Here is a 22,608-nt window from a genome sequence, read left to right on the forward strand (position 1 = left end):
ACACCGATGCGGGCCGTCCCCTCCCCGGGGCGGTCCGCATCCGCGTCATGCCGCTCTTCAGTGCTGTCTTCAGTGCTGTCTTCAGTGCTGTCTTCAGTGCGGTGAGGCGATGGCGCGGGCGGCCGCGACCTCCTGGCGTACGGGTTCCAGCACGCTGTCGCGGTCGGCCTCGCTGAACTGGGCGCGCACTCCCTCCAGGACGTCGGACGCGCGCAGCCCCTCGGCCAGCTCCCGCAACTGCCCCGCGGCCTGCGCCACCTCGGCGGGCCCCGGCACCGGCGCCCCCTGCTTGACCCGGATCCGGGCCGCGGTCGTCGCGTCGACGATGCGTTCCACGGCGACGACGAGCGGCCACCAGGCGGCGGCGCGGCGGCCGGTGGGCGGCGGTTCGGTCAGGGCGCGCTGGAATTCGGAGCGGATGACGGACAGGTCGCGGTAGAGACGGCGGCGCATCCGGGCGCGGGCGGCCGGGACGTCCGGGTCCGTGGACGGCCCGAACGCGCGCTCCACGTACGTCGCGGTGTCCGCGACGGCGTCGGCGAGCCGGTCGCCGATGCGGGTGTGCCAGCTCTCCGGCCACAGCAGATATCCGGCGACCAGTGCGATGGCGCAGCCCATGAGGCTGTCCAGGAGCCGCGGCAGGACGAGCCCTATGCCCTGGTGGTTGAGGGTGTCGGACAGTAGCAGGATGGCCGGTGTGATGGCGGCGGTCTGATAGCCGTAGCCGCGCGGGGTGAGCGCCGGGATGAGTGCGGCGAGGGCCATCAGGACGGGCACGTCCCACCACCCGCGGGGCACCTCTGCGAGGACCACCGTGGCGAGCACGAGCCCGACCGCCGTGCCGAGCGCGCGCAGGACGGCCCGCGAGAACACCGAGCCGAAGTCGGGCTTGAGGACGAACGTGATGGTCAGCGCCACCCAGTAGGAGCGCGGGACCGGCACCGTGGAGACGAGGATCTGGGCGATGCCGATGCACACGGCCAGGCGCAGCCCGTAGCGCCAGGAGGCGCCGGACAGCACGAGGTGGCGCGCGGCGCGGGTGGCGCGCACGCGCAGGACGGCGGGCCGGCCGAGGCGGTCGGCGTCGAGGGCGCGGTGGGGGTCCGTGTTCTTGCTGGTGACGAGGTCGGCGGCGTGCCGCACCGCGTGGTCGACGGCGCGGGCGGCGGGTCCTTCGGGTGGGGGCAGGTCGAGGGGTCCCGCGTCGGTGCTGCCGGTGTCGACCGCGTCGGCGAGGCGTCGTACGGCGTCGGGGACGGCGGCGGGGAGCGGCACCCCGTACTGGTGGGCGGCGGGCGCGGACTCGGCGATCGGGGTGAGCGCGTTCAACAGGGCGAGCAGGCGCACCAGTTCGGGGTTGCGGCCGTGGGCGAGGGCGCGCCGGGCGAGGACGAGGTCGTAGGCCTGGTTGAGGGACTGGGTGACGGCGTAGCGGGTCTCGACGTAGTTCTCGGGGTCGGCCGCCGATGCGAGCATGTTCGCGACGGAGCGGTACGTGGCGGCGACGGCCGCGCGTTCCGGCACCCCGGACCGCATCGGCCAGGCGAGCAGCGCGAGCGCGAGGACGAGGAGTCCGCCGCCCGTCATCAGGACCGGCGCGAGCCACCACTCGCCCGGCAAGGGGAGCCCGGCGCCGATCACGCAGTTGAGCAGGAGCAGCAGCCCGGACACCGAGGCGACCGCGCCGATCGTCGAGATCATCCCGGAGACCAGCGCCACGCCCGTGAGGGTGGCGACGGCGACCCAGCCGTGCCCGAACACGAGCGAGCCGATCGTCACGCCGACCGCGCCGAAGAGCTGCGGCACCGCGATGTTGAGGATCCGCATCCGGTAGGCGTCGGCGGTGTCGCCGATGACGCCGGACAGGGCGCCCATCGAGGCGAGCGCCCCGTACGCGGGCTGCCCGGCGGCGAGCCCGATCGCGAGGGGCAGCGACAGGGCGAGGGCGGCACGCGCGACGGCCGCCCACGGGATCGGCGCGGGGTGCGGGCGCAGGGTCCTGACCAGCCAGTCGGGCGGTGCGAGACGGCGGGTCGTGGACTCGGGGCGCATGCCGTCCATTGAACGCTACGGGCGGCGGAGCTCAGGACGTCGGCGGTCGGTGGAACGTCAGGTCGACCAGGAGTGCGCGGTGGTCCGTGTCGGCCAGCTGGACGAAGCGGGCGGAGCGCGGGGAGAACTCCTCGCTGACCAGCACGTGGTCGATCTGGGCGCCGAGCAGCGCGGGGGCGCGCGAGGGCCAGCTCGGGGCGCGGGAGTTCCCGGCGAGGCGGGTGCTGTCGTGCAGGCCCGCGTCGAGGATGCGGCGGAACGCGGCGTGGTCCTGGGTGGCGTTGAAGTCCCCGGCGAGGATCGTCGGCTGCGAGCGGCCCGCGGCGGCGAAGTCGCGCAGCCTGCCCAGCTCGGAGCGCCACAGGCCGACCTGCCGGGGCAGCGGTGGCATCGGGTGCGCGAGCTGGAGCCGCACCGCGTGGCCCTTCACATCGGCGACGGCGCCTGGCATGCCCATGGTCCCGGGGACGCCCGCGGTGGCCTTGAGCGGATACCGGCTGAGGATCACGGACCCTTGCGAACCTCCCGCCTCCACGGCCTGCCGGTACGGGAAGTCGGCGCGCGGCAGCTCACGGCGCAGGGTGTCCTGGCACCCGTAATCGCACTCCTCTACGAACACCAGTCCGGGCCGTTCGCGGCGCACCGCGCTCACCAGGGACTCGGTGCCGCGTCCGAACTGGACGTTCGAGGCGAGGACCCGCACCTCGGCGACCGGCAGCCCGCTCGCCTCGGCGTCCTTGAGGTCCTTGCCGTACGGCTCGATGTACCAGGCGAGGGCGCCCAGGACGGCGACGCCCCACACCATGCCGATGCGCCAGCGCGCGAGTGCCGTGAGCAGCAGCGCGGCGCCCGTGGGCGCGAGGAGCCAGGGCAGGAACGCCAGGAGCTGTGGGACGGGGGTGACCCCGTCCACGTCCGCGATCCGGCAGCCCATGACGGCGCTGACACCGGCCAGGAGCAGGCCCGCGATCCAGGCGGCCAGGGTGCGGCCCGGACCCCTTGGGTTGCGGGCCTGGTCGTCGTGGGGGAGGACCGGCGGTGGGCCGGGCGCTCGCGTCACATGCTCCAAGGCCCGGACCCGCCTTCCGCTCGCTCCGCCGCCCTCCGGCGCCGGATGCCGGAATCCTCCCTCAAAGACGGGAAGGCGCGGAGAACGGTTGCCCGGTTCAGGTGCGGGCGGCGCTCTTGGGACCCTCGGTGGCCAGCGCCCAGATGACGAAGACGCCGATCCCGATCGCGATGACCGACCAGATGGGCTCGTAGGGCAGGAACATGAAGTACGCGATGACGTACAGCGAGGCGATGGCGATGCCGACGGCGCGCGCCCAGCCGGAGTCCGTGAGGATGCCGTAGCCGGTGATCGTGACGATGACACCGAGGATCAGGTGGATCCAGCCCCACGTGGTGAGGTTGAAGGCGTACGTGTAGTTGCCGATTTGGCTGTACACGTCGTCCTTGGCGATGCCCGCGATGCCGTTCAGGATGCCCAGGATGCCGCTGACCATCATCAGGACTCCCGCGAACACCGAGCCGCTGCTCGCCCAGCCGCCGCCCGCGCCGTAGCCCAGGGTGGGGTCGGGCTCGGCGGAGCGGTGCTTGCTCGACCAGGTGCCGTTGCCCGGGTCGGGGGCCGGCGTCGGGGTGGGGTTGTCGCTCATTCGGTCCTCCTCGGTGTCACTGGAATGCTCACCCCGGAAGGAGCGGCCCGCATTTCGGGAGGAACCGGAGGGCGCGACGGGAGCCGGCGGCTCAGGCGCTCCCACGGCCAGGCGCCGACGGCCACGGCGAGGGCCGCGCCCGCGGTCCACCAGGAAGCGGTGCGCATCGACGAGCTGAGGGCGTCGTAGGCCGCGCCCGCCGCGGATCGGTCCACGTCCGACGGCAGGTTGTCGAGCGTGAAGGAGCGGCCCGCCGAGAGCGCGACGAGGAGCGCGGCCGCTGCCAGGGCGACGCCGAGCGCCGTCGCGGCCAGGGCGGGCCGGGGGCGCCGGGCGAGGGCGAGGCCCGCGGCGGCGAAGGTGAGCGCGGCGAACGGCGGCCACGGGCCCGCTCGTTGGAGCAGGGGCAGCGACTGCCGCAGCCGGTCGAGGTCGCGCGAGCTCAGCACGATGATCGTGGTGTGCGTGACGGGGATGCGGTCGGTGAACGGCACGCCGTTGTCGCTGAGCTGCTGCTTCACCTGCCCGGTGACGGGCGCGAGGTCGATGGTGACCGGGCCGTCGGTGCCGTCGTCGACGGCCCGCTGCACGGCGTCGTGCGCGGCCCGGTTCGCCGTGTTCCACGCCTTCTGGAAGGCGTCGGTGCCGGTGAAGGACTCCACGGCGTCCTGCACGAACGCGTCGACGGACGACTGGAGCGGCCCCGTGTCGAGCTGCGTCATGATGCCGTTCGCGACGGCGTCGGCGACCGCGTCCCGCACGGCCGGTTCCGAGGCGAGCGGAGCCATCGTCGCGACGTACCGGTCACTGTCCCCGACCTCGTACTTCGCCCATACGGAGAGCGTGCCGAGCGGCACGAGCAGGCAGGCCAGGGCCAGCAGGGCGGCGGACAGGGCTCTTCGCATCACCCTCCCAGGCAAGGGGCGCACGGCAGGGGGCGCCAGTGGGGCAGGGCAGATGGCGGGGTCTGCGGTGGAGGGCTCGGCCGAACGGGTGTCACCTGGTCAGTCGGCGGGCGTCACCTGGTCAGTTCTCGTGTGTGTAGTAGCGGTAGAACATCGCCGCGAACACACCGGCGGCGACGGTCAGGGCCATGATCGTGGACCGCAGGACCGTGGCATCGGTCAGGCTGTAGAGATAGCCGAACGCGATCCCGGCCCACGCGGCCCAGGCGACGGCGCGCAGTTCGCGCGGCAGCCGGAACGAGGCCCGGTGGATCCCGAAGGTGACCACGGCGACGATGACGCCCGTGAGGACGCCGAACAGGACGTTGCCCGTGGTGATCGGGCTCGGGCTCAGGCTCGGGTAGGCGTCGCGGCGGATGCCCGAGGCCCAGAAGCCGTAGATGATGCCGAGGAGGAGAGAGAGCGCCATCGGGAGCCTGGAGCCGGCCGCCATGGTGCGCAGGCCGGAGGTTCCTGAGGCGGGTGCCGCGTGAGCCATGACGGCTCCTTTCTGCCTTTCCCCCCGCCTTCCATTGACCTCCGTCGCCCCCCGGTCCGCAACATCGCGGCCGGTTCTGTGCCGCTCTATGCCGCGGGGATACGGGCGAACCGCCCGGCGACGTGCAGATCGGCCTCGATGCGTGCGGCCGTGGCGAGCAGCGCGGGAAGGACCTCGGCCATGACCCGGGCGAGGTCGCGGCGGCTGCTGTGCGAGGCGACGTTCACCGCGGCGACGACCTGCCCGGCGAGGTCGTGCACCGGCACGGCGACGGAGCGCAGCCCTTCTTCCAGTTCCCCGTCCACGAGCGCGTGGCCCTGCTGCCGTACGTCGTCCAGGAGCGCGCCGAGCCGGTCGGCCCCGGTGACGGTGCGCGGGGTGAGCGGGGTCAGGTCGGCGCGGGCGAGGAACGCGGCCCGCTCGGCCGGGGCGAGATCCGCGAGCAGAACCCGGCCCATGGACGTGGCGAAGGCGGGGAAGCGGGTCCCGACCGAGATGTTCACGCTCATCACGCGGCTGGTCGCGACGCGTGCCGTGTACCGGATGTCGTCACCGTCGAGCACGGTCAGGGACACCGAGTCGTGCAGCTGGGCGGAGAGCGCCCGCAGGTGGGGCGTGGCGATCTCGGCCAGGGTCAGGTGGGACAGGGGTGGGAAGCCGAGGGCGAGGACGCGGGGTGTGAGCCGGAATTCCCGGCCGCGCGAGGCCACGTATCCGAGGTGCTCCAGGGTGATCAGGGCGCGGCGTGCGGTGGCCCGCGCGAGGCCCGTCGCGGCGGCGATGCCGGTGAGGTTCAGCTCCGCCCGGCCGGGCCCGAAGACGGTCAGTACGGCGAGGCCGCGCGCCAGCGATTCGACGAAGTCCCGGCCGAGGCGCTGCTTGGCCTCGGCGGCCCAGGCGGCGTCCGGTCCCTCCGCATCCGGTCTCTCTGCGTCTTGTCCCTCCGCGTCCTGTCCCGTCGGCGCGGGGGCTGCCGGCGCGGGATCGCGCAGCGCCTCCTCCATCTCCGTGACGGCGTTCCGCAGCCGCCCCAGCATCGTCTCGCGCAGTGACGCGGCGGTGTGGCGGCTGGTGTGGCTGACGACGCTGGCCACGCACGCGACGTCCCCGCCGGGACCCCGTACGGGCACGGCGAGCGCGACGAGGCCGGGCTCGATGAGCTGGTCGTCGAGGGCCCAGCCGGTGGACCCCGCGCGCGCCACGCGCTCCTCGAACGGCTCCGCGAGCGGCTCCTGCTCCGAGTCCGACCCCCTCTCCGCCTCCTGGCGGGGCGGCACCGCGGGGAACCCGTGGTCCTCGGGATCCGCGGCCCGGCGCGCCCGCCACCGCTCCCACATGTCCTCGTCCCACGCGCCCGCGAACAGCGGTCCCGGCGCGGTGCGCTCGGCGGGCAGCAGGTCGCCGATGCGGAAGCTCAGGGACATGGCGCGGCGCCGTGTCGCCTGGTGGATGAAGCGGATCCCGTCCCCGTCGGGGACCGCGAGGGACACCGACTCGTCGAGCTCGTCCGCGAGCCGTTCGGCGCGCGGGCCGAGCAGCGCGGGCAGCCGCAGAGCGCCCAGATAGGCGTTGCCCACGGCCATCAGCGGTGGCGCGAGCATGGCGTCACGTCCGTCGAGGCGCAGGCAGCCCATGTGCGCGAGAGTCGCGCAGATCCGGTCGACCGTGGACCGTGCGAGGCCCGTCGCCCGCGCGAGCTCGCTGAGGCTCAGCGTGCCGCCGGCGTCGGTGAGCCTCAGCAGCACGTCGATGCCGCGCATCAGCGGCGCGACGGCCTCGGCGGGCTCGGTGGACAGGGTGGGCATGGTGGACATGTGCGATGACTGCTCTCCGTGACGCATTCTCAGGCCACGGTAGAGGAGTCCCCCGCCATCCTCCCCCTGCCCGCGAGGGACGCTCAGCGGCCGAGGAGTTCCAGGATCCGGTCGAGGGCCGCGGGGGCGAGATGGCGGCGGAGGGACTCGACGACCTCTTCCGGGGTGCCCCGGCTGTCGATTTTGATTACGCCGTAATCGCGGCGGGCCTTCGGCACGGACGGCGGGGGCGTGCCCGTCTCGCCGGGGAGCGCCTGCTCCTCCTGGGGGAGGCGGGCGATACGGCGGGCGTCCTCGACCGAGACGCGCCCGTCGGCCAGCGCCTCCTGGAGGTCCTCGCGCAGCTTCATCAGGGACAGCCGCTGCGAGACGAAGCCCTGCGTCTTGCCGATACGGGCGGCGACCTGGCGCTGTGAGTAGCCGTAGCTCTTGATGAGGCCCTGGATGGCCTGGGCCTGCTCCAGCTCGGTCAGGTCGTCGCGCTGGACGTTCTCGATCAGGGCGTCCTCGTCGGTGCGGGACGCGTCCTCGCGCACCAGGACGGGAACCTCGTCCAGGCCCGCCATACGGGCGGCGGCGAGCCGCCGGTGGCCGTGCAGGACCACGTACGGGGCCCGGCCCACAGCCTCCTCGTGGTGCGGGTGCGCCGCGAGGAACACAGCGCGGGGGACCACCCCGAGGGCCTGGAGCACCCCGCGCTCGCGCACCGTCTCGGCGAGCCCGTCCAGGTCCCGCAGCTCGTGGCGCGGGTTGTCGGGGTTCTCGGCGAGGTCGGCGAGCGCGACGGTGACGGGGTGCCCGGCGTCGCGGGCGACGGGCCGCGTGCCTTCGCCGGCTGTATCCGGGGCCGGAGCCGGCGCCGTGACCGTGGCCGCGGCGCCGGAGGACAGCAGGGAGGACAGGTCGGTACGGCGCCCCATCAGACGTTCACCTTCTTGGCGGTCTTGGCGGTCTTGGCGGGCTTGGTGATCCCGGCGTTCTTGGCCTTCGTGCCCTTGGCCGCCGCGGGCTGCGCGCTCTTCTTCGTACTCGTACGGGTGCTGCCCGTGGAGCGCCTCGCCGGGGCCGGGATCGCCGCGAGCCCCACCTCCAGGGCGAGGCGGAAGAAGTCCTCGCGGGCCTGGAGCGCGACCCGGTTCGCGCCGTACTGGGTGACGACGAGGCCGTCCGCCGAGGCGCGCGTGTGCAGCTTGTAGTGCCGTACGACCGTACGGGCCAGCGGCCAGTCCTGGGCCTCGACGAAGGCGCGCGTCTGCTCCAGGTCGGCCTTGCCGTCGCGCGGGTCCCAGTTGTTGATGACCACGCGGTAGGGCAGGCCGCGCGGCTTCACGACGCGCTCGATGGTGCGCTGCGTGGGCTGGAAGCCGAGCGGCTCGGGCTCGATGGGCACGATCACGTCGTGGGCGTTGGACAGGACGGCGCGCAGCGCGTCCGCGGCGGCGCCCTTGCCGAGGGGGTCCTCGCCGGCGGACTCGGCGAGGTCGAGCCAGCCCGGGGTGTCGACGAAGACGTGCTGGGCGGAGGGGATGCGGGAGAGCGCGGCGAGCCCGGCGAGGTCGTCGTGGGCCTGTACGAAGTCGAAGGGGAGACCGTCGCCGACGCGCTCCGACCACCACACGGCGGAGCCCTGCGGGTCGATGGAGACGGCGACGACGGGCGGCTGCCCGCCCTCGGTCCCCGCGCCGAGCACGTCCGCGGTCACGGCGGCGAGGTTGACGGCGAGCGTGGACTTCCCCACGCCGCCCTTCTGATTGAGGATCACGTGCACGTGGGCCATGCTCACCACACTCCCTGGGAGACCGGCGTAACGCACTAAAATGATGAAACGCGCGAAACGGGTGATTCTGTACCTGGTCACTCTGGCAGTGCGGGCGGGACACGCGGAGCGAACACGCCGTGGACGGCGGGTGGTTACGCCCAGACATCCACCTGCTCGTACCCCACGGACCGTCCCTCGGCGTCCAGGAGCCGTCCCATCAACTTCACCGCGCGCAGGGCGACGGCCCGGTCGGCGATGCGCAGGTGGGGGAGTTTCCCGGCGAGTTTGACCTCCAGGAGCTGCGCGTCGAGCAGGGACGCGACCCAGACCGTGGCGATCAGGTTCTGCGGCCCCGCGGTTCCCACGCAGAGCCGGATCTCCGGGAGCTTCGCCAACTCCCGTGCGGTGGCGTCGAGATGCTCGGGCGGTACGGACCCGAAGAACGTGACGGAGACGGGGGAGCCGGACAGGGAGCGGGCCAGGTCGCAGCGCAGGACGAGGCGGCCCGAGTCGAGGAGCCGGCCGAGGCGCCGGCTCGCGGTGTTGACACTGACGCCGAGGCGCGTGGCGAGTTCCCCGACGGGCAGGCGGCCGTCCTCGCCGAGCGCGGTCACCAGGGCGCGGTGGTCCGCCAGGTAGGGGGCGGCGCCGCCCGCGGAGCGGCGGGACGCGGCGAGGGCCTCCTGCTGGGTGCGGGTGAGGCTGCGCAGGCGCCAGATGCTGCCCTCGGTGTAGCTGCGGGTGATGAGGTGCGCGCGCGAGGACGTGACGCCGGGGACGGCGCCGAGCGTGTCGACGATGTACGCGGACAGGGTGCTGAAGTCGGGGGTCATGACGGTGACGAGCAGGTCGCGGCCGCCCGCCGTGTGCTCGACGGTGACGACCTTCGGATCCTTGGACAGGGCGGCGGCGACGGCCGCGTCCTGGCCGGGCGCGCAGTCGACCTCGACCAGCGCCCCGCCCCCGACGTCGTACGCGTACGCGGTGACCCAGGCGAGGCCCGCCGAGCGGAGCCGTTCCCAGCGCCGGGCGACGGTGGCCGCGTCCACGTCGAGGGCGGCGGCGAGCTTGGTCCAGGGAGCCCGCGGGTCGATCTGCAGGGCGTTGACCAGGGCGAGGTCGAGCTCGTCGAGACGGTCCGGGGTGCGGGTGGGTGTTTCGGCCATGCGGGGTCGGCTCCTTCTGCACGGCGCGGGGCGCCCTGGCGGCGATGTGACAGATAGCTGCATTCGATCTACGCGAGTGCCACAGAAACGCAATTCTTCCCGTCCGAATGGCGTCTGAATAGCATCGCTCCATCGATCGGAACCGGCCACGCCGAGACGTTGGAGGTGTCATCGCATGGAACGCCGCGTGCTTCGTATGGAACAATCGTTCGAATCCTTGGGTGATGCGGTGCACGCCCTGCGCACCGGCGCCGTCGGCAGCCGGGAACTCGTCACCGCCGCGCTCGCCGACGCCGACGCGCTCGACCCGCTGCTCGGCGTCTTCGTCACCCGCTTCCCCGAGCAGGCCCTCGCCGCGGCACGGGCCGCGGACGCGCTGCCCGCCGGGGAACGCGGGCCCCTGCACGGCGTGCCCCTGGCCGTGAAGGACAACTTCGCCGCCGCCGAGGGCCCGGTCACCGCGCAGAGCCCGGCCCACGACCCCGGCCTGTGGCGCGGGCTCGACGCCCCCGCCGTGACGCGCCTGCGCTCGGCCGGAGCCGTCGTCATCGGCAAGACGACCATGGCCGAGTACGCGATGGGCCGCCCCGACCCGGCGCACTCCTTCCCCGTGCCGCGCAACCCCTGGGACGTGGAGCGCTGGACCGGCGGCTCCAGCACCGGCAACGGAGCCGGGATCGCCGCGGGGATCTTCCTCGGCGCGCTCGGCACCGACACCTCCGGCAGCGTGCGGCTGCCCGCGGCCCTGTGCGGCACGACCGGGCTCAAGCCCACCCACGGCCTCGTCCCTCTCGACCGCTGCCTCCCGCTCAGCCCGTCGCAGGACGTGGCGGGCCCGATGGCGGTGTCCGCCGCCGACTGCGGACTCCTCCTGTCGGCGCTCACGGGGCGGTCATACGTACCCAGAGGGGTTGGTGAGGCCGGTGTACGAGGGCTGCGCATAGGCGTCCCGTACGGTCTCGTGGACGCGCCCGCAGTCACCGGCGCCTGCCGGTCCGCGTTCGCCGAAGCGCTGCGCGCACTCACCGAACTCGGCGCGGAGACAAGGGAGTTCGAGCTCCCCGAATTCCCGGCGCTGCTCTCCGTCAACGCGACCGTCATGCTCGGCGAGGCGTTCGCCGTCCACGGGGCGCGGCTCGCCGAGCGCTGGGAGCTGCACGGGCGGGCCTTCCGCCGCCTCGCCGCGGCCGGCGCCGCGCTCGGCCCGGGGCTCGTCGACCGGGCCCGCCTCGCCGGAAAGGCGCTCACCGCCGTTCTTCTGGACCGGATGGACGGTCCCGGCGGCGTGGACGTCATCGCGACGCCGACCTGGCCGGCCGGCGCCCGCCCCTACCACCAGGAGGCGGCGCCCGGCGACGAGCTGAACCTCACCGCGCCCTGGAACGCGACCGGATTCCCCGCGCTCGCGCTGCCGATGGGAGCGGACGGGTCGGGCCTGCCGCTGTCGCTCCAGCTCGTGGCCCGCCCCTACGCCGAGCGCACGCTGCTCGCGGCGGGCGCGGCCTACCAGCGGGCCACCGCCTGGCATCTGCGTCGCGCGGCCCCCGACCCGGCCACCCGCCCACGCCCACTGCCGGAACCGCCACCCGCGCCGGCGCCCGCCCCGGCGCAGGAGACGGCCGCCGACGACCTGGTGACCGCCGCGCTCACCGCCGCGGGCCTCACCCCGGACCCGGCGGACCTGACCGCAGTACGGGCCACGGCCCACGCCCTGCTCAAGTCCGCCCACGAACTGGCACCGGCCCACCCCGAGCCCGCCTGACCCCCACCCCGTTGCCCCGACTCCCCTGCCACCACAGCCGTACCGCCCACCCGCTCAACAGCAAGGCAGCCCCCCCACGCCCCGCCCGAACGCCCCGTCCCCGCCGCCCGCGTGCGGCCGTTCACCCTGGAGAACCCATGTCGCGTGTCAAGGCCGGTCACGGCCCCGCAGCGCCCGGTCTCGGCGGCGCCCGCGTCGCCGCGGTCGTCGGTTTCCTGGTCTTCGTCGAGCTCATCAGCGGCATCCTCCAGGGGATGATGCCGGCCCTGCTGCCGGGGCTCGGCGCCGATCTGGAGATCACCGCCGGTGACCTGAACTGGGTCAGCAGCGCACAGCTCCTCGCGGCCGCGATCTCCGTGCCGATCTTCGGCCGGCTCGGCGACCTGTACGGTCACCGTCGCCTTCTGCGCGTCGCCGCGATCGCCCTCGCGGTGGGCTCCGTACTCGTCGCCTGGTCGCCGTCGTTCGAGCTGCTGCTGCTCGGCCGGGTCCTCCAGGGGCCGCTCGCCGCGCTGCTCCCGCTGGAGATGGGCCTGGTCCGTGACCGGCTGAGCCCTCAGGGGGCGCGGGGCGCGATCGGTCTCCTCGTCGGCGCGCTCACGTTCGGCGCGAGCGCGGGAACGGTCCTGGCCGGCCTGCTCAGCGAGGTCGTCACGAGCGTGCACGGAATCCTGTGGATCCCCGCCGCCGCGACCCTGCTCTGCGTCGGCATCGTGTTCTTCCTCGTCCCGGAGTCGAAGACCCGGGCCCGCGGCACCGTCGACTGGGCGGGCGCCGGCCTGCTGAGCGTGGGGCTCGCGGCCCTGCTGCTCGCCGTCTCGCAGGGCCCGCGCTGGGGCTGGACCGGCGGCGGCACGCTCGGCCTGTTCGCCGTCGCCGTGCTCGTCCTCGCCGTGTGGGTCCTCGTCGAACTGCGTGTGGCGCACCCCGTCGTGGACATCCGCCTGACCGTGAAGCGCACCCTGCTGCCGGTGTACGGGGCGAGCTTCCTGCTCGGCGCCGCGCTGTTCGGCTCGCAGACCGCCGCGTCCCTGTTCCTGGCGAGCCCGCCGGACAAGCTCGGCTACGGCTTCGGCTACGGGACCCTCGGCATCGGCTGGATGATGGCGCCCTGGGGCCTGATGGCCTTCGCGGGTTCGGCGGCCGTGCCCCGGCTGGCCCGCGCGATCGGGGCGCGCGCGGTCCTCGCCCTGAGCGGCGCGTTCATGGCGGCCGGCTACACGACGCTGGTCCTCGCGCACGCCGAACCGTGGCAGTTCGTCGCCGCCAACCTCGTCCTCGGCTTCGGCATCGGGCTCGGCCTGAGCGCCATGCCCGCCCTGGTCCTCGACGCCAGCCCCGCCGACCGCACCGGCATCGCGACCGGCGTCTACAACACCTCCAAGACCCTCGGCGGCAGCGTCTCCGGCGCCGTGTTCGCCGCGATCCTCACGGCGGTCACCTTCAAGGGCACCGAGATCCCCACCGAGTCCGCCTACACGACCGTGTGGTGGTGCTGCGCGGGCGTCTCGCTGCTCGTCGCCGCCGCGGCCGCCATGGTCGTACGGGCCAGGCAGACCCCCGCCGACGCGGACGCCGCACAGCAGCAGCCCGCCCCGGTCGCCTGACGGCCCCCGCCCACGTACCGACGCACCATCCCTCTCCACCCGCAGCACGGAAGGACCCGCCCGCCATGACCACCGGACCGACCCCCGAAGCCACCGCCGCTCCCACCTCCGCCGTCCCCTTCCTGTTCCACAACGGACTGCTCATCGACGGCAGAGGCGGCGAGCCGGTGCAAGGCGGTGCCGTCCTCGTCGAGGACGGTCTGGTCCGGTGGGCCGGGCCCGGTGCCGAGCGGCCCGAACTCCCCGCCGGTACAAGGGAGATAGACGTGCGGGGCGACGCGATCCTGCCCGGCTTCATCGACTGCCACGTCCACATGGCGGCGCCGGGCGGAGCGCTCGACCACGCCGAACTCAACGCGATGCCCAGGTCCCTGCGCACCTTCCTGTCGGCGCCCCGGATGCGGCAGACGCTGTTCGCCGGGGTCACCACGGCGCGTGACCTGGGTGGCGCGGACGCCGGCCACAGGAAGGCCGTCGACGACGGGCTCCTCGTCGGCCCGCGCCTGCTCGTCGCGATCGCCATGCTCAGCCCCACCGGCGGGCACGGCGACTTCCGCGCCGGGACCGACGACGGCGTCACCGACCCGGGGATGAGCCGCCTCGCGGACGGCGTCGACGACTGCCGGCGCGCGGTGCGCGACCTGCTGCGCAAGGGCGCCGACTGCATCAAGGTCGCCGCGACCGGCGGCGTGTGGAGCCCCACCGACCAGCCCGACGACGACGGGTTCCTGGAGGACGAGATCCGCACCATCACGGAGATCGCGGCGGGCCACCGCGGCAAGCGGGTCGCCGCGCACGCGCAGGGCCGCGGCGGCATCCTCAACGCCGTGCGCGGCGGCGTCGCCAGCGTCGAGCACGGCTACGAGATCGACGACGAGGCCATCGACCTGATGCTGGAGCGCGGCACGTTCCTCGTGCCGACGCTGACCACGGCGAACACCGACCCCGACCCGCTGAAGGCCGCGAGCTGGGCGTACGCGAAGAAGAAGCACTGGCAGACCGTCGCGCGCCGGCACATCCCGCACGCCATCGAGCGGGGCGTGCGCGTCGCCATGGGCACGGACTGCGGCATCGCGGCGCACGGCACGAACCTGCGCGAGCTGGGGTATCTCGTCGAGTCCGGCATGACCCCGATGGGGGCGATCCTCGCGGGGACGTCCGAGGCCGCCGAGCTGCTCGGCCTGGCCCACGAGATCGGCACGCTGGAGCCCGGCAAGCGCGCCGACCTCGTCATCGCGCGCGGCAACCCGCTCACCGACGTCGCCTCCCTCGGCAAGCCCGAGAACGTCCTGCTCGTGGCGAAGGACGGCGTCCCGTACAAGGACACGGACGGGCTCGCAGCCTGACCGTCACCTGTCACACGAATGGACGCGGCCCACGGGCCGCGTCCATTCGCGCGCTGATATCCACGAAGGAGCACATCACCGCATCTGTGGGGGGCCTGATCGCCCGGCGCGGCAGCGCGTACGGGCCCCATCGAGTGGAGGACCACTCATGCCCCAGCTCGCCGACAGACCCACGCTCGCCGTGGACTTCACTTCGGGCCTCAGCGACGCCTGGTCGAAAGTCGCCCAGTTCGTGCCGAAGCTCGTGGGCTTCCTGGTCGTTCTGGCCATCGGCTGGTTCATCTCGAAGATGATCGCCAAGGTGCTCGACCGGGTCCTGCGCCGGGTCGGCTCGGAGAAACTTGCCGACCGCGCCGGCGCGGCCCGCATGCTCGAGGGCTCCAAGTACGACATGACGGCGATCGTCGTCAAGATCGTCTACTACGCCCTGCTGCTGATCACCCTGCAGATCGCCCTGGGCGTCTTCGGCCCGAACCCCGTCAGCAGCATGATCAACGGCATTGTGGCCTGGCTGCCGCGCGCCATCGTCGCCATCGCGCTGGTCGTCATCGCCATGGCCATCGCCAACATCGTGCGCGACATCGTCACCAACGCGCTGTCGTCGGTCTCGTACGGGAAGACGATCGGCACGATCGTCTGGGCGTGCATCGTCGCGCTCGGCGTGATCGCGGCGCTCGGCCAGGCGGGCATCGCCACGGCGATCACCCAGCCGCTCCTGATCGCGGCGCTCGCCGCCGGTGTCGGCATCGTCGTCGTCGGTGTGGGCGGCGGCCTCATCGGCCCGATGCGGCAGCGCTGGGAGCGCATGCTGAACACCGCCGAGCAGGAGACGGCCAAGGCCCGCGGCGGTCTCTCCGCCTACCAGTCGGGGCGTCAGGACGCGCTGACGAACCAGCCCGTCCAGGAGCGCGAGCGCACCGACGACATGTGACGCGCGTTCGCCGGCCAGGCTCGCCTACGCGAGATCGTGCCGTCTCACCAGCCAGCTGATGGCGGTGAGGCGGCACACCGCGTAGTCGTGCCCCACGGGTTCGCGCCAGCCGTTCTCGGCGAGCGCGTCGAGGAACCCGAGCGCGTAGTCCGAGAGGACCTCCCGGTCGGGGGACTGCGGCAGCAGCGCGCCCCCGCCCGCCTCCAGCTTGTCCCGCAGCTCGGCGACATGCTGGTCGACGGCGGCTGTGAAACCGGGCTCGAACGCGAACTCCGCGAAGCGCGGGGCGTACGAGGTGCTGATGCGGGCCAGAGGAGACATGCGGACCACCGTAAACGGGGCATAGCGCCCCGGAACAGGCCTTTTGGCATGCCATTGGTCACAGGCGCGGCTGGTCACAGGCGCGGCGTCCGGTCACAGGCTTCGGCGGCCACAGGCGTCCGGTCACGGCCCGTGAGTGATCACGAGTGATCAGAAGCCGGGCAGCGAGGCCTGTACGGCGGCCGGGCCGTCGGCGCCGTAGCGGGAGCCGTTCGCCGCCCCGCCGACGAGACCGAGCACGAGGAACGCGCCGACCAGCATCTTCGCCCCCGTCCCCAGGAACAGCGGCCGCGTGGCGGACGGGCCAGCGAGGGTGCCGACGACGGCGTCCGGCGCCGTCTGGTCGCCGAAGAGCCGCTTCGGGTACGCGGGGGTCAGCAGCAGCACGTACGCGACGAGCCGCATCCGGTAGCGCAGGACCGCCGCCGTCGCCTCGAACAGGGGCAGCGGCATCCGGCCGAGGAACAGCACGACGAGCCAGGACAGCGCGGAGACGGCCCACCAGCCGGCGGTGGCGAGCACCCCGACGATCGCCGCGGGGATCACCAGGAGCAGCCGGAGGAGCACGGCCAGCCGGTTGAGGTGCACGGACCGGAGTACGCGCACCCGCACCGGGTAGCCCATGGGGTCGCCCAGCTCGAAGGGCGGATAGCGGCCGGTCAGGAGCATCGCGGAGGCGTTCACGCGGGTGTCGTAGGCGAGGAACTCCACCAGATACCGCTCGACCGGATCGGGCAGCCGCCCGAGCAGCAGCGCCGCGAACCAGCCGGCGACCGCCGCCAAGAACGTCACCACCGACAGCACCGCGAGCACGACGAAGTGCGGCAGGAGCAGCAGGAGCCGCACCAGCACGGAGAGCCGGTTCTGCCGCCCCGGCTGCGGGATGTCCAACTCGGGCAGGGACTCGGCGCCCGGAATCAGGGAGACCGTGCCGTACTGGGGTTCCATGCCGGTAACTCTGCCGACGGCAGCGGAGACGGGCACCCCGGGTCGTCCGCCCGGGTGCATGCCCGTCCGCCGGCCCCGGTGCGAGCCGTCAGCTGACCCCCCGGTCCTTGCCCTCCCAGTACGGCGCCCGCAGCTTGTACTTCTGGAGTTTGCCCGTCGCCGTGCGGGCCAGTTCTTCGCGGAACTCGACCGACGTGGGGGCCTTGAAGCCGGCCAGGCGCTCCTTGCAGTGGCGGATCAGCTCGTCCTCCGTCACCGCCGCGTCGGGGGCCCGGACGACGAGCGCCTTGATCGTCTCGCCCCACTTCTCGTCCGGGACGCCGATGACGGCGACCTCCGCGACGCCGGGGTGGCTGAAGAGGGCGTCCTCCACCTCGATGGACGAGACGTTCTCGCCGCCGGTGATGATCACGTCCTTCTTGCGGTCGCTGATCGTCAGATAGCCGTCCTCGCCGACGGTGCCGCCGTCGCCGGTGTGGAACCAGCCGCCCGCGAGGGCCTTCGCGCTCTCCTCCGGCTGCTCCCAGTAGCCCTCCAGGATCACGTTCGACCGGGCGAGCACCTCGCCCTCGTCGTCGGTGCGCAGGCTCACGCCGAGCGCGGGCGCCCCGGCCCGTACGAGCTTCTCGGCGCGCTCGGAGGCGTCCAGCTCGTCCCACTCGGCGCGGCCGCGGTTCACCGTGAGCAGCGGCGACGTCTCCGTGAGGCCGTAGATCTGGATGAACTCCCAGCCGAGTTCGGACTCGACGCGCGCCACGGTACGGGTGGGCGGCGGCGCCCCGGCGACGATGATGCGGACCCGGTCGCGCCCCGGGATCGCGCCCTTCCAGGAACGGGCGGCGTCCAGGACGGCGTTGACCACGGCGGGCGCGGCGCACATCACGGTCACGCCGTGCTCGTCGACGCGGCGCAGGATCTCGGCGCCGTCGACCTTGCGCAGCGCGATCTGGCGCACGCCGAGCGCGGACATGGCGAACGGCATGCCCCAGCCGTTGGCGTGGAACATCGGCAGCGTGTGCAGGTAGACGTCCCGGTCGGTGACGCCGGCGTGCAGGGCGAAGGTGATGGCGTTGACCCAGATGTTGCGGTGGGTGATCTGGACGCCCTTGGGCCGGGCGGTCGTCCCGCTCGTGTAGTTGATCGTGGCGGTGGCGTTCTCGTCGGGCGTCCAGGGGGCGGGGTCCGTACCGAAGCGGTACAGCTCGGAGTCGGCGGCCGCACCGATGGTGAAGCGGTGCTTGGCGGGGACATCGGCGAGGCGGTCCGTCAGTTCGGGGTCCACGAGGAGGACTTCGGCGCCCGAATGGGAGACGACATAGCTCACCTCCTCCGCGGTGAGGCGGAAGTTGACCGGCACGAGGACGCGGCCGTAGCCGCTCACGCCGAAGAACGACGTCAGCAGCCGCGCGCTGTTCGGCGACACGACCGCGACGCGCGCGCCGAGCGGCACCCCGAGCGCGTCGAGCCCGGCGGCCTGGGCGCGCGCAAGCTCGGCCACCCGGCGGTAGGTGAGGTCCTTCCAGGGTTCGGCCGGCTGGACCGGCTCGTCGACCACGCCGATCCGGTCCCCGTAGACGGTGGCGGCACGTTCCAGAAAATCAAGGGCCCCGAACGGGACGAACATCCTGGCCTCCCCAGCACTGACGATGAACAACGCATCTGGATCTGTCCGACCACAGCATGGGTGAACAGGGCCGCTCCCGGCATTACCTCCGGCGTAATCGACCCCGGTCCGCCCGCCCGGCAGGCTGAAGGCATCCGGAACCCGGGCGGCGCACTCCTCCCGGGCTCCGGACCCTCATCCGACCTGGCTGGAGGCCGATCCGCATGACCGTCATCTCCGTACACGAAGCCGCCGTCGCCCGCTACTTCGAGGCCTGGAACGCCGACTGCGCCGACACCCGCGCCGAGGCCGTCGCCGCCGCGTGGAGCGAGGACGGCAGCTACACCGACCCCTTGGCCGACGTGGCGGGGCACGAGGGCATCGCCGCCGTGATCGCGGCGGCCCGCGAGCAGTTTCCCGGGTTCGCGTTCAAGCAGACCGGGACGGTCGACGGGCACCACGACATCGCCCGGTTCACCTGGGAGCTGGTGTCCGCCGCGGACGGCTCCGCGCCCGTCGCCGGTTCCGACGTGATCTCGCTGGCCAAGGACGGCCGGATCCGTACGGTGCAGGGGTTCCTGGACCGGATTCCGGCAGTCTGACAACTCCCTTCAGGGCGACAGACCCTGACGCAACGTCACCGTGAAGCTTCGCCCGTACGCGTGGCGGGTGTCCACGTCCAGGCGGGTGCCGCCGGGGACGTGGGCCACCCGCACCTGCGGGTCCGCGGTGACCTTGCTCAGGGAGCGGCCGCGGAGCAGGACGGTCACGGTGTCGCGCCGCGTAGTCGGGTCCGCGACCGCGACCGTGGTCGGGTCGCCGTGGCGCCGCCCGCGCCGCACGAGCACCGACGCGGGGCCCTCGACGCGCAGGCCCGCGGTCTCGTGGCGGCCGGGCGTGAAGGTGTTGGCGGCGGTCAGGCCGAGGCCCTGGTGGGTGACGGCCTGGAGGCGCGGTGTGTTCGCGTGGACCGTCAGGGGGCTGTCGCGGCGGGTGTACGAGCGCAGGGCGCTCTCACCCGAGCTCGGCACCAACGCGTAGGCCAGGCAGGCCGGTTCGGCCCCCGCCGCATGGTCGACCGTCACGCCGAGGACCGTGCGGGTCACCGCCGTGTCCGGGTTCGCGGTGCGGACCATGCGACGGCTGCGGGTGACCTCGTCGAGGGAGATCCGCACGCGCGGGGTGTCGAGGAAGACGTAGCCGAGCGACTCGCCACGGGTCGGGTTGGCATAGCGCAGCCAGTGCAGGTCGGCGGTGCCCGGCCCGGTCCACGGACGGCCGTCGCGCAGCGCCCCGGTGACGGCGGTCAGGTCGGTCGTTGCGGCCGTGCGGGAGTCGACGGTCGTCGTCACGGCCCGCCCGGCCGCGTCGCCGACGTCCGCCGCGAGGACCACGATCTCGTCGTCGAACAGGAACCACGACTTCGTCGCCGTCGCGTTGCGGTAGACCACGAAGTCGTCGGGCAGGATGCCCTTCTGCTTGTCCCGGTACGGCACGTCGTCCGACTGCACCATGGCGGCCGCGCCGTACGCGCCGAGCACGGCGCCGCCCGAGTGCGGGCCGGTGCCGCACGGGAAGTAGACGTACGTGTTCTGCGACTCGGACGACGACGTGAAGTTGAGCGGGTGTCCGGGGTTGTCGTAGTACGGCTTCCCGTAGAGCTCGGGGACCGTGCGGCGCTCCTCGACCGGCGCCGTGACGCCGGACAGCGCGTACGGCGAGACCGTCGTGAAGTAGTCGACGCCGTACGCCTGCGTCTGGTCCTGGCCGGACAGGTACAGGTAGTACGCGCCGTCGCCCTGGAACCACGGCATGAGGTTCTCGCCGCTCATGTACTCGTACTTGGAGATGCGGGACGAGCTGCGGGCGAGGGCGAAGGCGTAGCCCGGCCTGCGGTGCACGGTCCGGTCCATGGCGTTGAACGCGACCGTGCGCGAGGCGGGGTTGAGGTCCTCGGCCGGGATGGACGCGTCGCCGGTGATGTCGGCGTAGCGCGTGATGCTCACGGGGGAGACGAACGAGGACGGGTCGAGGGCCGCGCGTGAGGTGGCCCGGATGTGTTTGACGTAGCTCTTCAGCGCCGTGGCGTCGGCGCCGGCGGTGTCCTCGGCGAGGGACGCCAGGTCGACGACCGCCTCGACGACGATCGCGACGTCGGTGTAGCCGGTGTCCGTGCGGGACACCGCCCGGCCCTTGACGATCTCCATCATCCAGCCCTCGAAGATGAGCGGCGCGAAACCGTCGCGCACCCAGCCCACGACGGTCGGCACCAGCTCCCCGGCGTGCGCGAAGCCCGTCCCGTCGAGGATCTTGAGGGTCTGCACGACCCGCGTGAGCAGCCCCTTCCCGTATGAGCCGGTGTAGGCGACGGAGGCGTGCTGGATGAAGGAGCCGTCGGCGTAATAGCCGTCCGTGACGCCGTGGTTGAGGGCGTACGGGTCGATCGTCGCGAAGACCGTGAGCTGGTCGGTCAGCGCCTTGCGGATGCGGGCCTCGCCGTCGGGTGCGCCGCCGCCGTCCGCGATGAGGAGCGCGCCCTGGAGGATGCGGTTCGTGGTGATGTCGGCGAGGTTGGCGCCGGTGTGGAAGCGCGAGTCGAGGTTCACGTCGCCGTCGGTGCCGTTGCGCAGGTACGCGTCCATGGAGGCGACGTAGGTGCGCAGAAGGTCCGGGCGGTAGGTCCTCACCTCGTCGGCGAGGAGGACGAGGGTCTTGCTGATGAACTGGGAGAGGCCGATCTCCCAGTAGAACCAGTTGCCGTAGTAGCCCTTGGACTGGTCGCCGTAATAGTGGTCGTGCAGCCACGCGAGGCCGTCGATGACGCGGCGCTGCACCGTCGCGTCGCCGTACAGGTCCGGGGCCGCGCCCGGCGCGCGCGTCGCGAGGGCGATCTCGTACAGCTGCTTGTACGCCGTGTTGAGTCTGCCCTCGTCGGTGCCGAGCACGAGCCCGGCGAAGAGTTCCCCGGGGCCCGCCGCGTCCATCGACTTGAGGTTCGCGCGGGCGGCCTTGTCGATCGCGGCGCGCTTGGCGGCCGTTTCCGTACGGGAGTTGGAGGCCTCGGTGCCCGCGAAGATGTCCACGGTGTTGGCCAGGAGCCGCGCGCTGTCCGCGGCCGCGTCGGCGGCGCTCGCCCACTGGGTGGGAATCACCGTCAGGAGACCGGCGGCGGACAGGGCGGACAGCAGGCGTCTGCGGGTGATCTCCATGGCTTCCTCCGCCGGTGAGTTGGCGTGCTGGCGCGCGGAGTCAAGCAGATCGGCGGTCACACGGGAAGCCAGTCTGCGCCCTCCCCGACCCCGTCCGGGACGACCTGGCCGAAGACGACGTCCGCGAAGTGGATGCCGAAGCCGAGGGTGCCCGGCTGCTGGAGTTCGCTGATCAGCCGGCGGCGGTGGCGCTCCGACTGGGCCGGGTCGCCCTCCGACACCGTGAACCACTCGGGGTGGCGGACCTGGAGGGGCGAGTGCAGCGCGTCCCCGAACGCGAGCAGGCGGCGGCCCCGCGAGGTGATCGTGAAGCCGGTGTGGCCCGCGGTGTGGCCGGGCAGCGCCAGCGTCTGCACGCCGGGGAAGATCTCCTCGCCGGGGACGACGAGCCGCAGCCGGCGCTCCAGCGCGGCCAGTGCCCCGGCGGTCAGCCCCGGCACCTGATGACGGTTCTCCCACTCGCTCTTCGGCACCGCGAACGCGGCAGCCGTGAAGACCGGCGGATCCGTGCACGCCCAGCCGATGTGGTCCCTGTGCAGATGGGTGAAGGCCACGACCTCTATCTCGTCGGGCCGTGCCCCGAGCCGCGCCAGATTGTCGAGCAGCGAACCGCCGTGCACCGCGCCGATGTACGGGTGGTCGGGGTCCTCCGGTACGGAGTGCGGGCCGAAGCCCGCGTCGATGAGCAGCGCCCGTCCGTCGCACTGGACGAGCAGGCCGCCGGTGTTGGCGACCAGATGGTCGGTGTCGTTGAGGTAGGCGGCGCCGGCACCCGCCCGTGGCGGCGCCGGCGGCTTGAACAGCATGGCGCCGTCAGGTACGTAACTGACCTTCAGATCACCCACCTGTACGGAACACACGGCCGAAGGCCGCCGCAATCGCCGGTCGTTCACGGTAGGTCTCCTCGGTGATGTTCAGAAGGGGCGCCCGCAGACGAACGACAACGCCGGCACCCCGCATAAGGGGCGCGGGGAACTGCGCAAACGGCA

Annotated in this window: 19 protein-coding genes; 5 read left to right on the forward strand and 14 right to left on the reverse strand. The window is 73.0% G+C overall.

The features are described from left to right. Positions 1-93 precede the first annotated feature (93 nt). The 9 genes from AC07EJ_RS16860 to AC07EJ_RS16900 all read right to left on the reverse strand — a co-directional run bounded on the left by AC07EJ_RS16860 (position 94) and on the right by AC07EJ_RS16900 (position 9,892). Positions 94-2,052, reverse strand: a complete 1,959-nt coding sequence (locus AC07EJ_RS16860) for an FUSC family protein (RefSeq protein WP_389479028.1) — start codon at positions 2,050-2,052, stop codon at positions 94-96. 31 nt (positions 2,053-2,083) lie between these two features. Continuing rightward, positions 2,084-3,112, reverse strand: coding sequence for an endonuclease/exonuclease/phosphatase family protein (locus AC07EJ_RS16865; RefSeq protein ID WP_478884445.1), 1,029 nt, complete (start codon positions 3,110-3,112; stop codon positions 2,084-2,086). Positions 3,113-3,218: 106 nt separating this feature from the next. Next, positions 3,219-3,710 carry a DUF7144 family membrane protein gene (locus AC07EJ_RS16870; RefSeq protein ID WP_389479032.1) on the reverse strand — a complete coding sequence of 164 codons (492 nt, stop codon included), beginning with the start codon at positions 3,708-3,710 and terminating at the stop codon, positions 3,219-3,221. Beyond that, a complete protein-coding gene (locus tag AC07EJ_RS16875) occupies positions 3,707-4,615 on the reverse strand; it encodes a hypothetical protein (protein WP_389479036.1) in 909 nt (302 codons plus the stop codon). Before AC07EJ_RS16875 ends, AC07EJ_RS16870 begins: the two co-directional genes overlap by 4 nt. Before the next feature lie 121 nt (positions 4,616-4,736). Continuing rightward, the gene (locus AC07EJ_RS16880; protein WP_389479038.1) at positions 4,737-5,153 is read right to left on the reverse strand and encodes a hypothetical protein; all 417 of its coding nucleotides are present in this window, start codon (positions 5,151-5,153) and stop codon (positions 4,737-4,739) included. Between the two features lie 86 nt (positions 5,154-5,239). Beyond that, positions 5,240-6,967 carry an IclR family transcriptional regulator domain-containing protein gene (locus AC07EJ_RS16885; protein WP_389479041.1) on the reverse strand — a complete coding sequence of 576 codons (1,728 nt, stop codon included), beginning with the start codon at positions 6,965-6,967 and terminating at the stop codon, positions 5,240-5,242. 83 nt (positions 6,968-7,050) lie between these two features. After that, the gene (locus AC07EJ_RS16890) at positions 7,051-7,887 is read right to left on the reverse strand and encodes a ParB/RepB/Spo0J family partition protein (protein ID WP_389479043.1); all 837 of its coding nucleotides are present in this window, start codon (positions 7,885-7,887) and stop codon (positions 7,051-7,053) included. After that, on the reverse strand, positions 7,887-8,744 hold the full coding sequence (locus AC07EJ_RS16895; protein WP_478884446.1) for a nucleotide-binding protein: 858 nt from the start codon (positions 8,742-8,744) through the stop codon (positions 7,887-7,889). The genes AC07EJ_RS16890 and AC07EJ_RS16895 overlap by 1 nt, the downstream gene beginning before the upstream one ends. A gap of 134 nt (positions 8,745-8,878) precedes the next feature. Continuing rightward, a complete protein-coding gene (locus tag AC07EJ_RS16900; protein ID WP_389479048.1) occupies positions 8,879-9,892 on the reverse strand; it encodes an Lrp/AsnC family transcriptional regulator in 1,014 nt (337 codons plus the stop codon). 217 nt (positions 9,893-10,109) lie between these two features. Between AC07EJ_RS16900 and AC07EJ_RS16905 the strand changes: the two genes are divergently transcribed. From AC07EJ_RS16905 to AC07EJ_RS16920, 4 genes are all read left to right on the forward strand, one after another. Next, complete coding sequence (locus AC07EJ_RS16905; protein ID WP_389479050.1) at positions 10,110-11,654, forward strand: amidase; 1,545 nt, start codon at positions 10,110-10,112, stop codon at positions 11,652-11,654. A gap of 137 nt (positions 11,655-11,791) precedes the next feature. Then, a complete protein-coding gene (locus AC07EJ_RS16910; RefSeq protein ID WP_478884447.1) occupies positions 11,792-13,261 on the forward strand; it encodes an MFS transporter in 1,470 nt (489 codons plus the stop codon). Positions 13,262-13,326: 65 nt separating this feature from the next. After that, positions 13,327-14,607 (forward strand): metal-dependent hydrolase family protein, encoded by a 1,281-nt coding sequence (locus AC07EJ_RS16915; RefSeq protein ID WP_393585952.1) that lies wholly within the window; start codon positions 13,327-13,329, stop codon positions 14,605-14,607. Between the two features lie 148 nt (positions 14,608-14,755). Then, a complete protein-coding gene (locus tag AC07EJ_RS16920) occupies positions 14,756-15,538 on the forward strand; it encodes a mechanosensitive ion channel family protein (RefSeq protein WP_389479057.1) in 783 nt (260 codons plus the stop codon). A 24-nt stretch (positions 15,539-15,562) separates the two neighbouring features. Here AC07EJ_RS16920 and AC07EJ_RS16925 read toward each other — a convergent pair whose 3' ends face one another. From AC07EJ_RS16925 to AC07EJ_RS16935, 3 genes are all read right to left on the reverse strand, one after another. Continuing rightward, positions 15,563-15,859 (reverse strand): DUF6401 family natural product biosynthesis protein, encoded by a 297-nt coding sequence (locus tag AC07EJ_RS16925; protein WP_389479060.1) that lies wholly within the window; start codon positions 15,857-15,859, stop codon positions 15,563-15,565. A 150-nt stretch (positions 15,860-16,009) separates the two neighbouring features. Beyond that, on the reverse strand, positions 16,010-16,807 hold the full coding sequence (locus AC07EJ_RS16930; RefSeq protein ID WP_393585954.1) for a DUF4389 domain-containing protein: 798 nt from the start codon (positions 16,805-16,807) through the stop codon (positions 16,010-16,012). Between the two features lie 88 nt (positions 16,808-16,895). After that, the gene (locus AC07EJ_RS16935; RefSeq protein ID WP_393585956.1) at positions 16,896-18,431 is read right to left on the reverse strand and encodes an AMP-binding protein; all 1,536 of its coding nucleotides are present in this window, start codon (positions 18,429-18,431) and stop codon (positions 16,896-16,898) included. Between the two features lie 203 nt (positions 18,432-18,634). On the opposite strand from AC07EJ_RS16935, the gene AC07EJ_RS16940 reads away from it, so the two are divergent. Then, the gene (locus AC07EJ_RS16940) at positions 18,635-19,012 is read left to right on the forward strand and encodes a nuclear transport factor 2 family protein (RefSeq protein ID WP_478884448.1); all 378 of its coding nucleotides are present in this window, start codon (positions 18,635-18,637) and stop codon (positions 19,010-19,012) included. Positions 19,013-19,021: 9 nt separating this feature from the next. On the opposite strand, the gene AC07EJ_RS16945 is transcribed toward AC07EJ_RS16940, so the two are convergent. Both AC07EJ_RS16945 and AC07EJ_RS16950 read right to left on the reverse strand, forming a co-directional pair. Then, positions 19,022-21,619, reverse strand: a complete 2,598-nt coding sequence (locus tag AC07EJ_RS16945) for a polysaccharide lyase family 8 super-sandwich domain-containing protein (RefSeq protein ID WP_478884458.1) — start codon at positions 21,617-21,619, stop codon at positions 19,022-19,024. Positions 21,620-21,675: 56 nt separating this feature from the next. Beyond that, positions 21,676-22,512 carry an MBL fold metallo-hydrolase gene (locus tag AC07EJ_RS16950; RefSeq protein WP_389479069.1) on the reverse strand — a complete coding sequence of 279 codons (837 nt, stop codon included), beginning with the start codon at positions 22,510-22,512 and terminating at the stop codon, positions 21,676-21,678. Between the last annotated feature and the right edge of the window lie 96 nt (positions 22,513-22,608).

The organism is Streptomyces sp. NPDC045026, assembly GCF_056432625.1.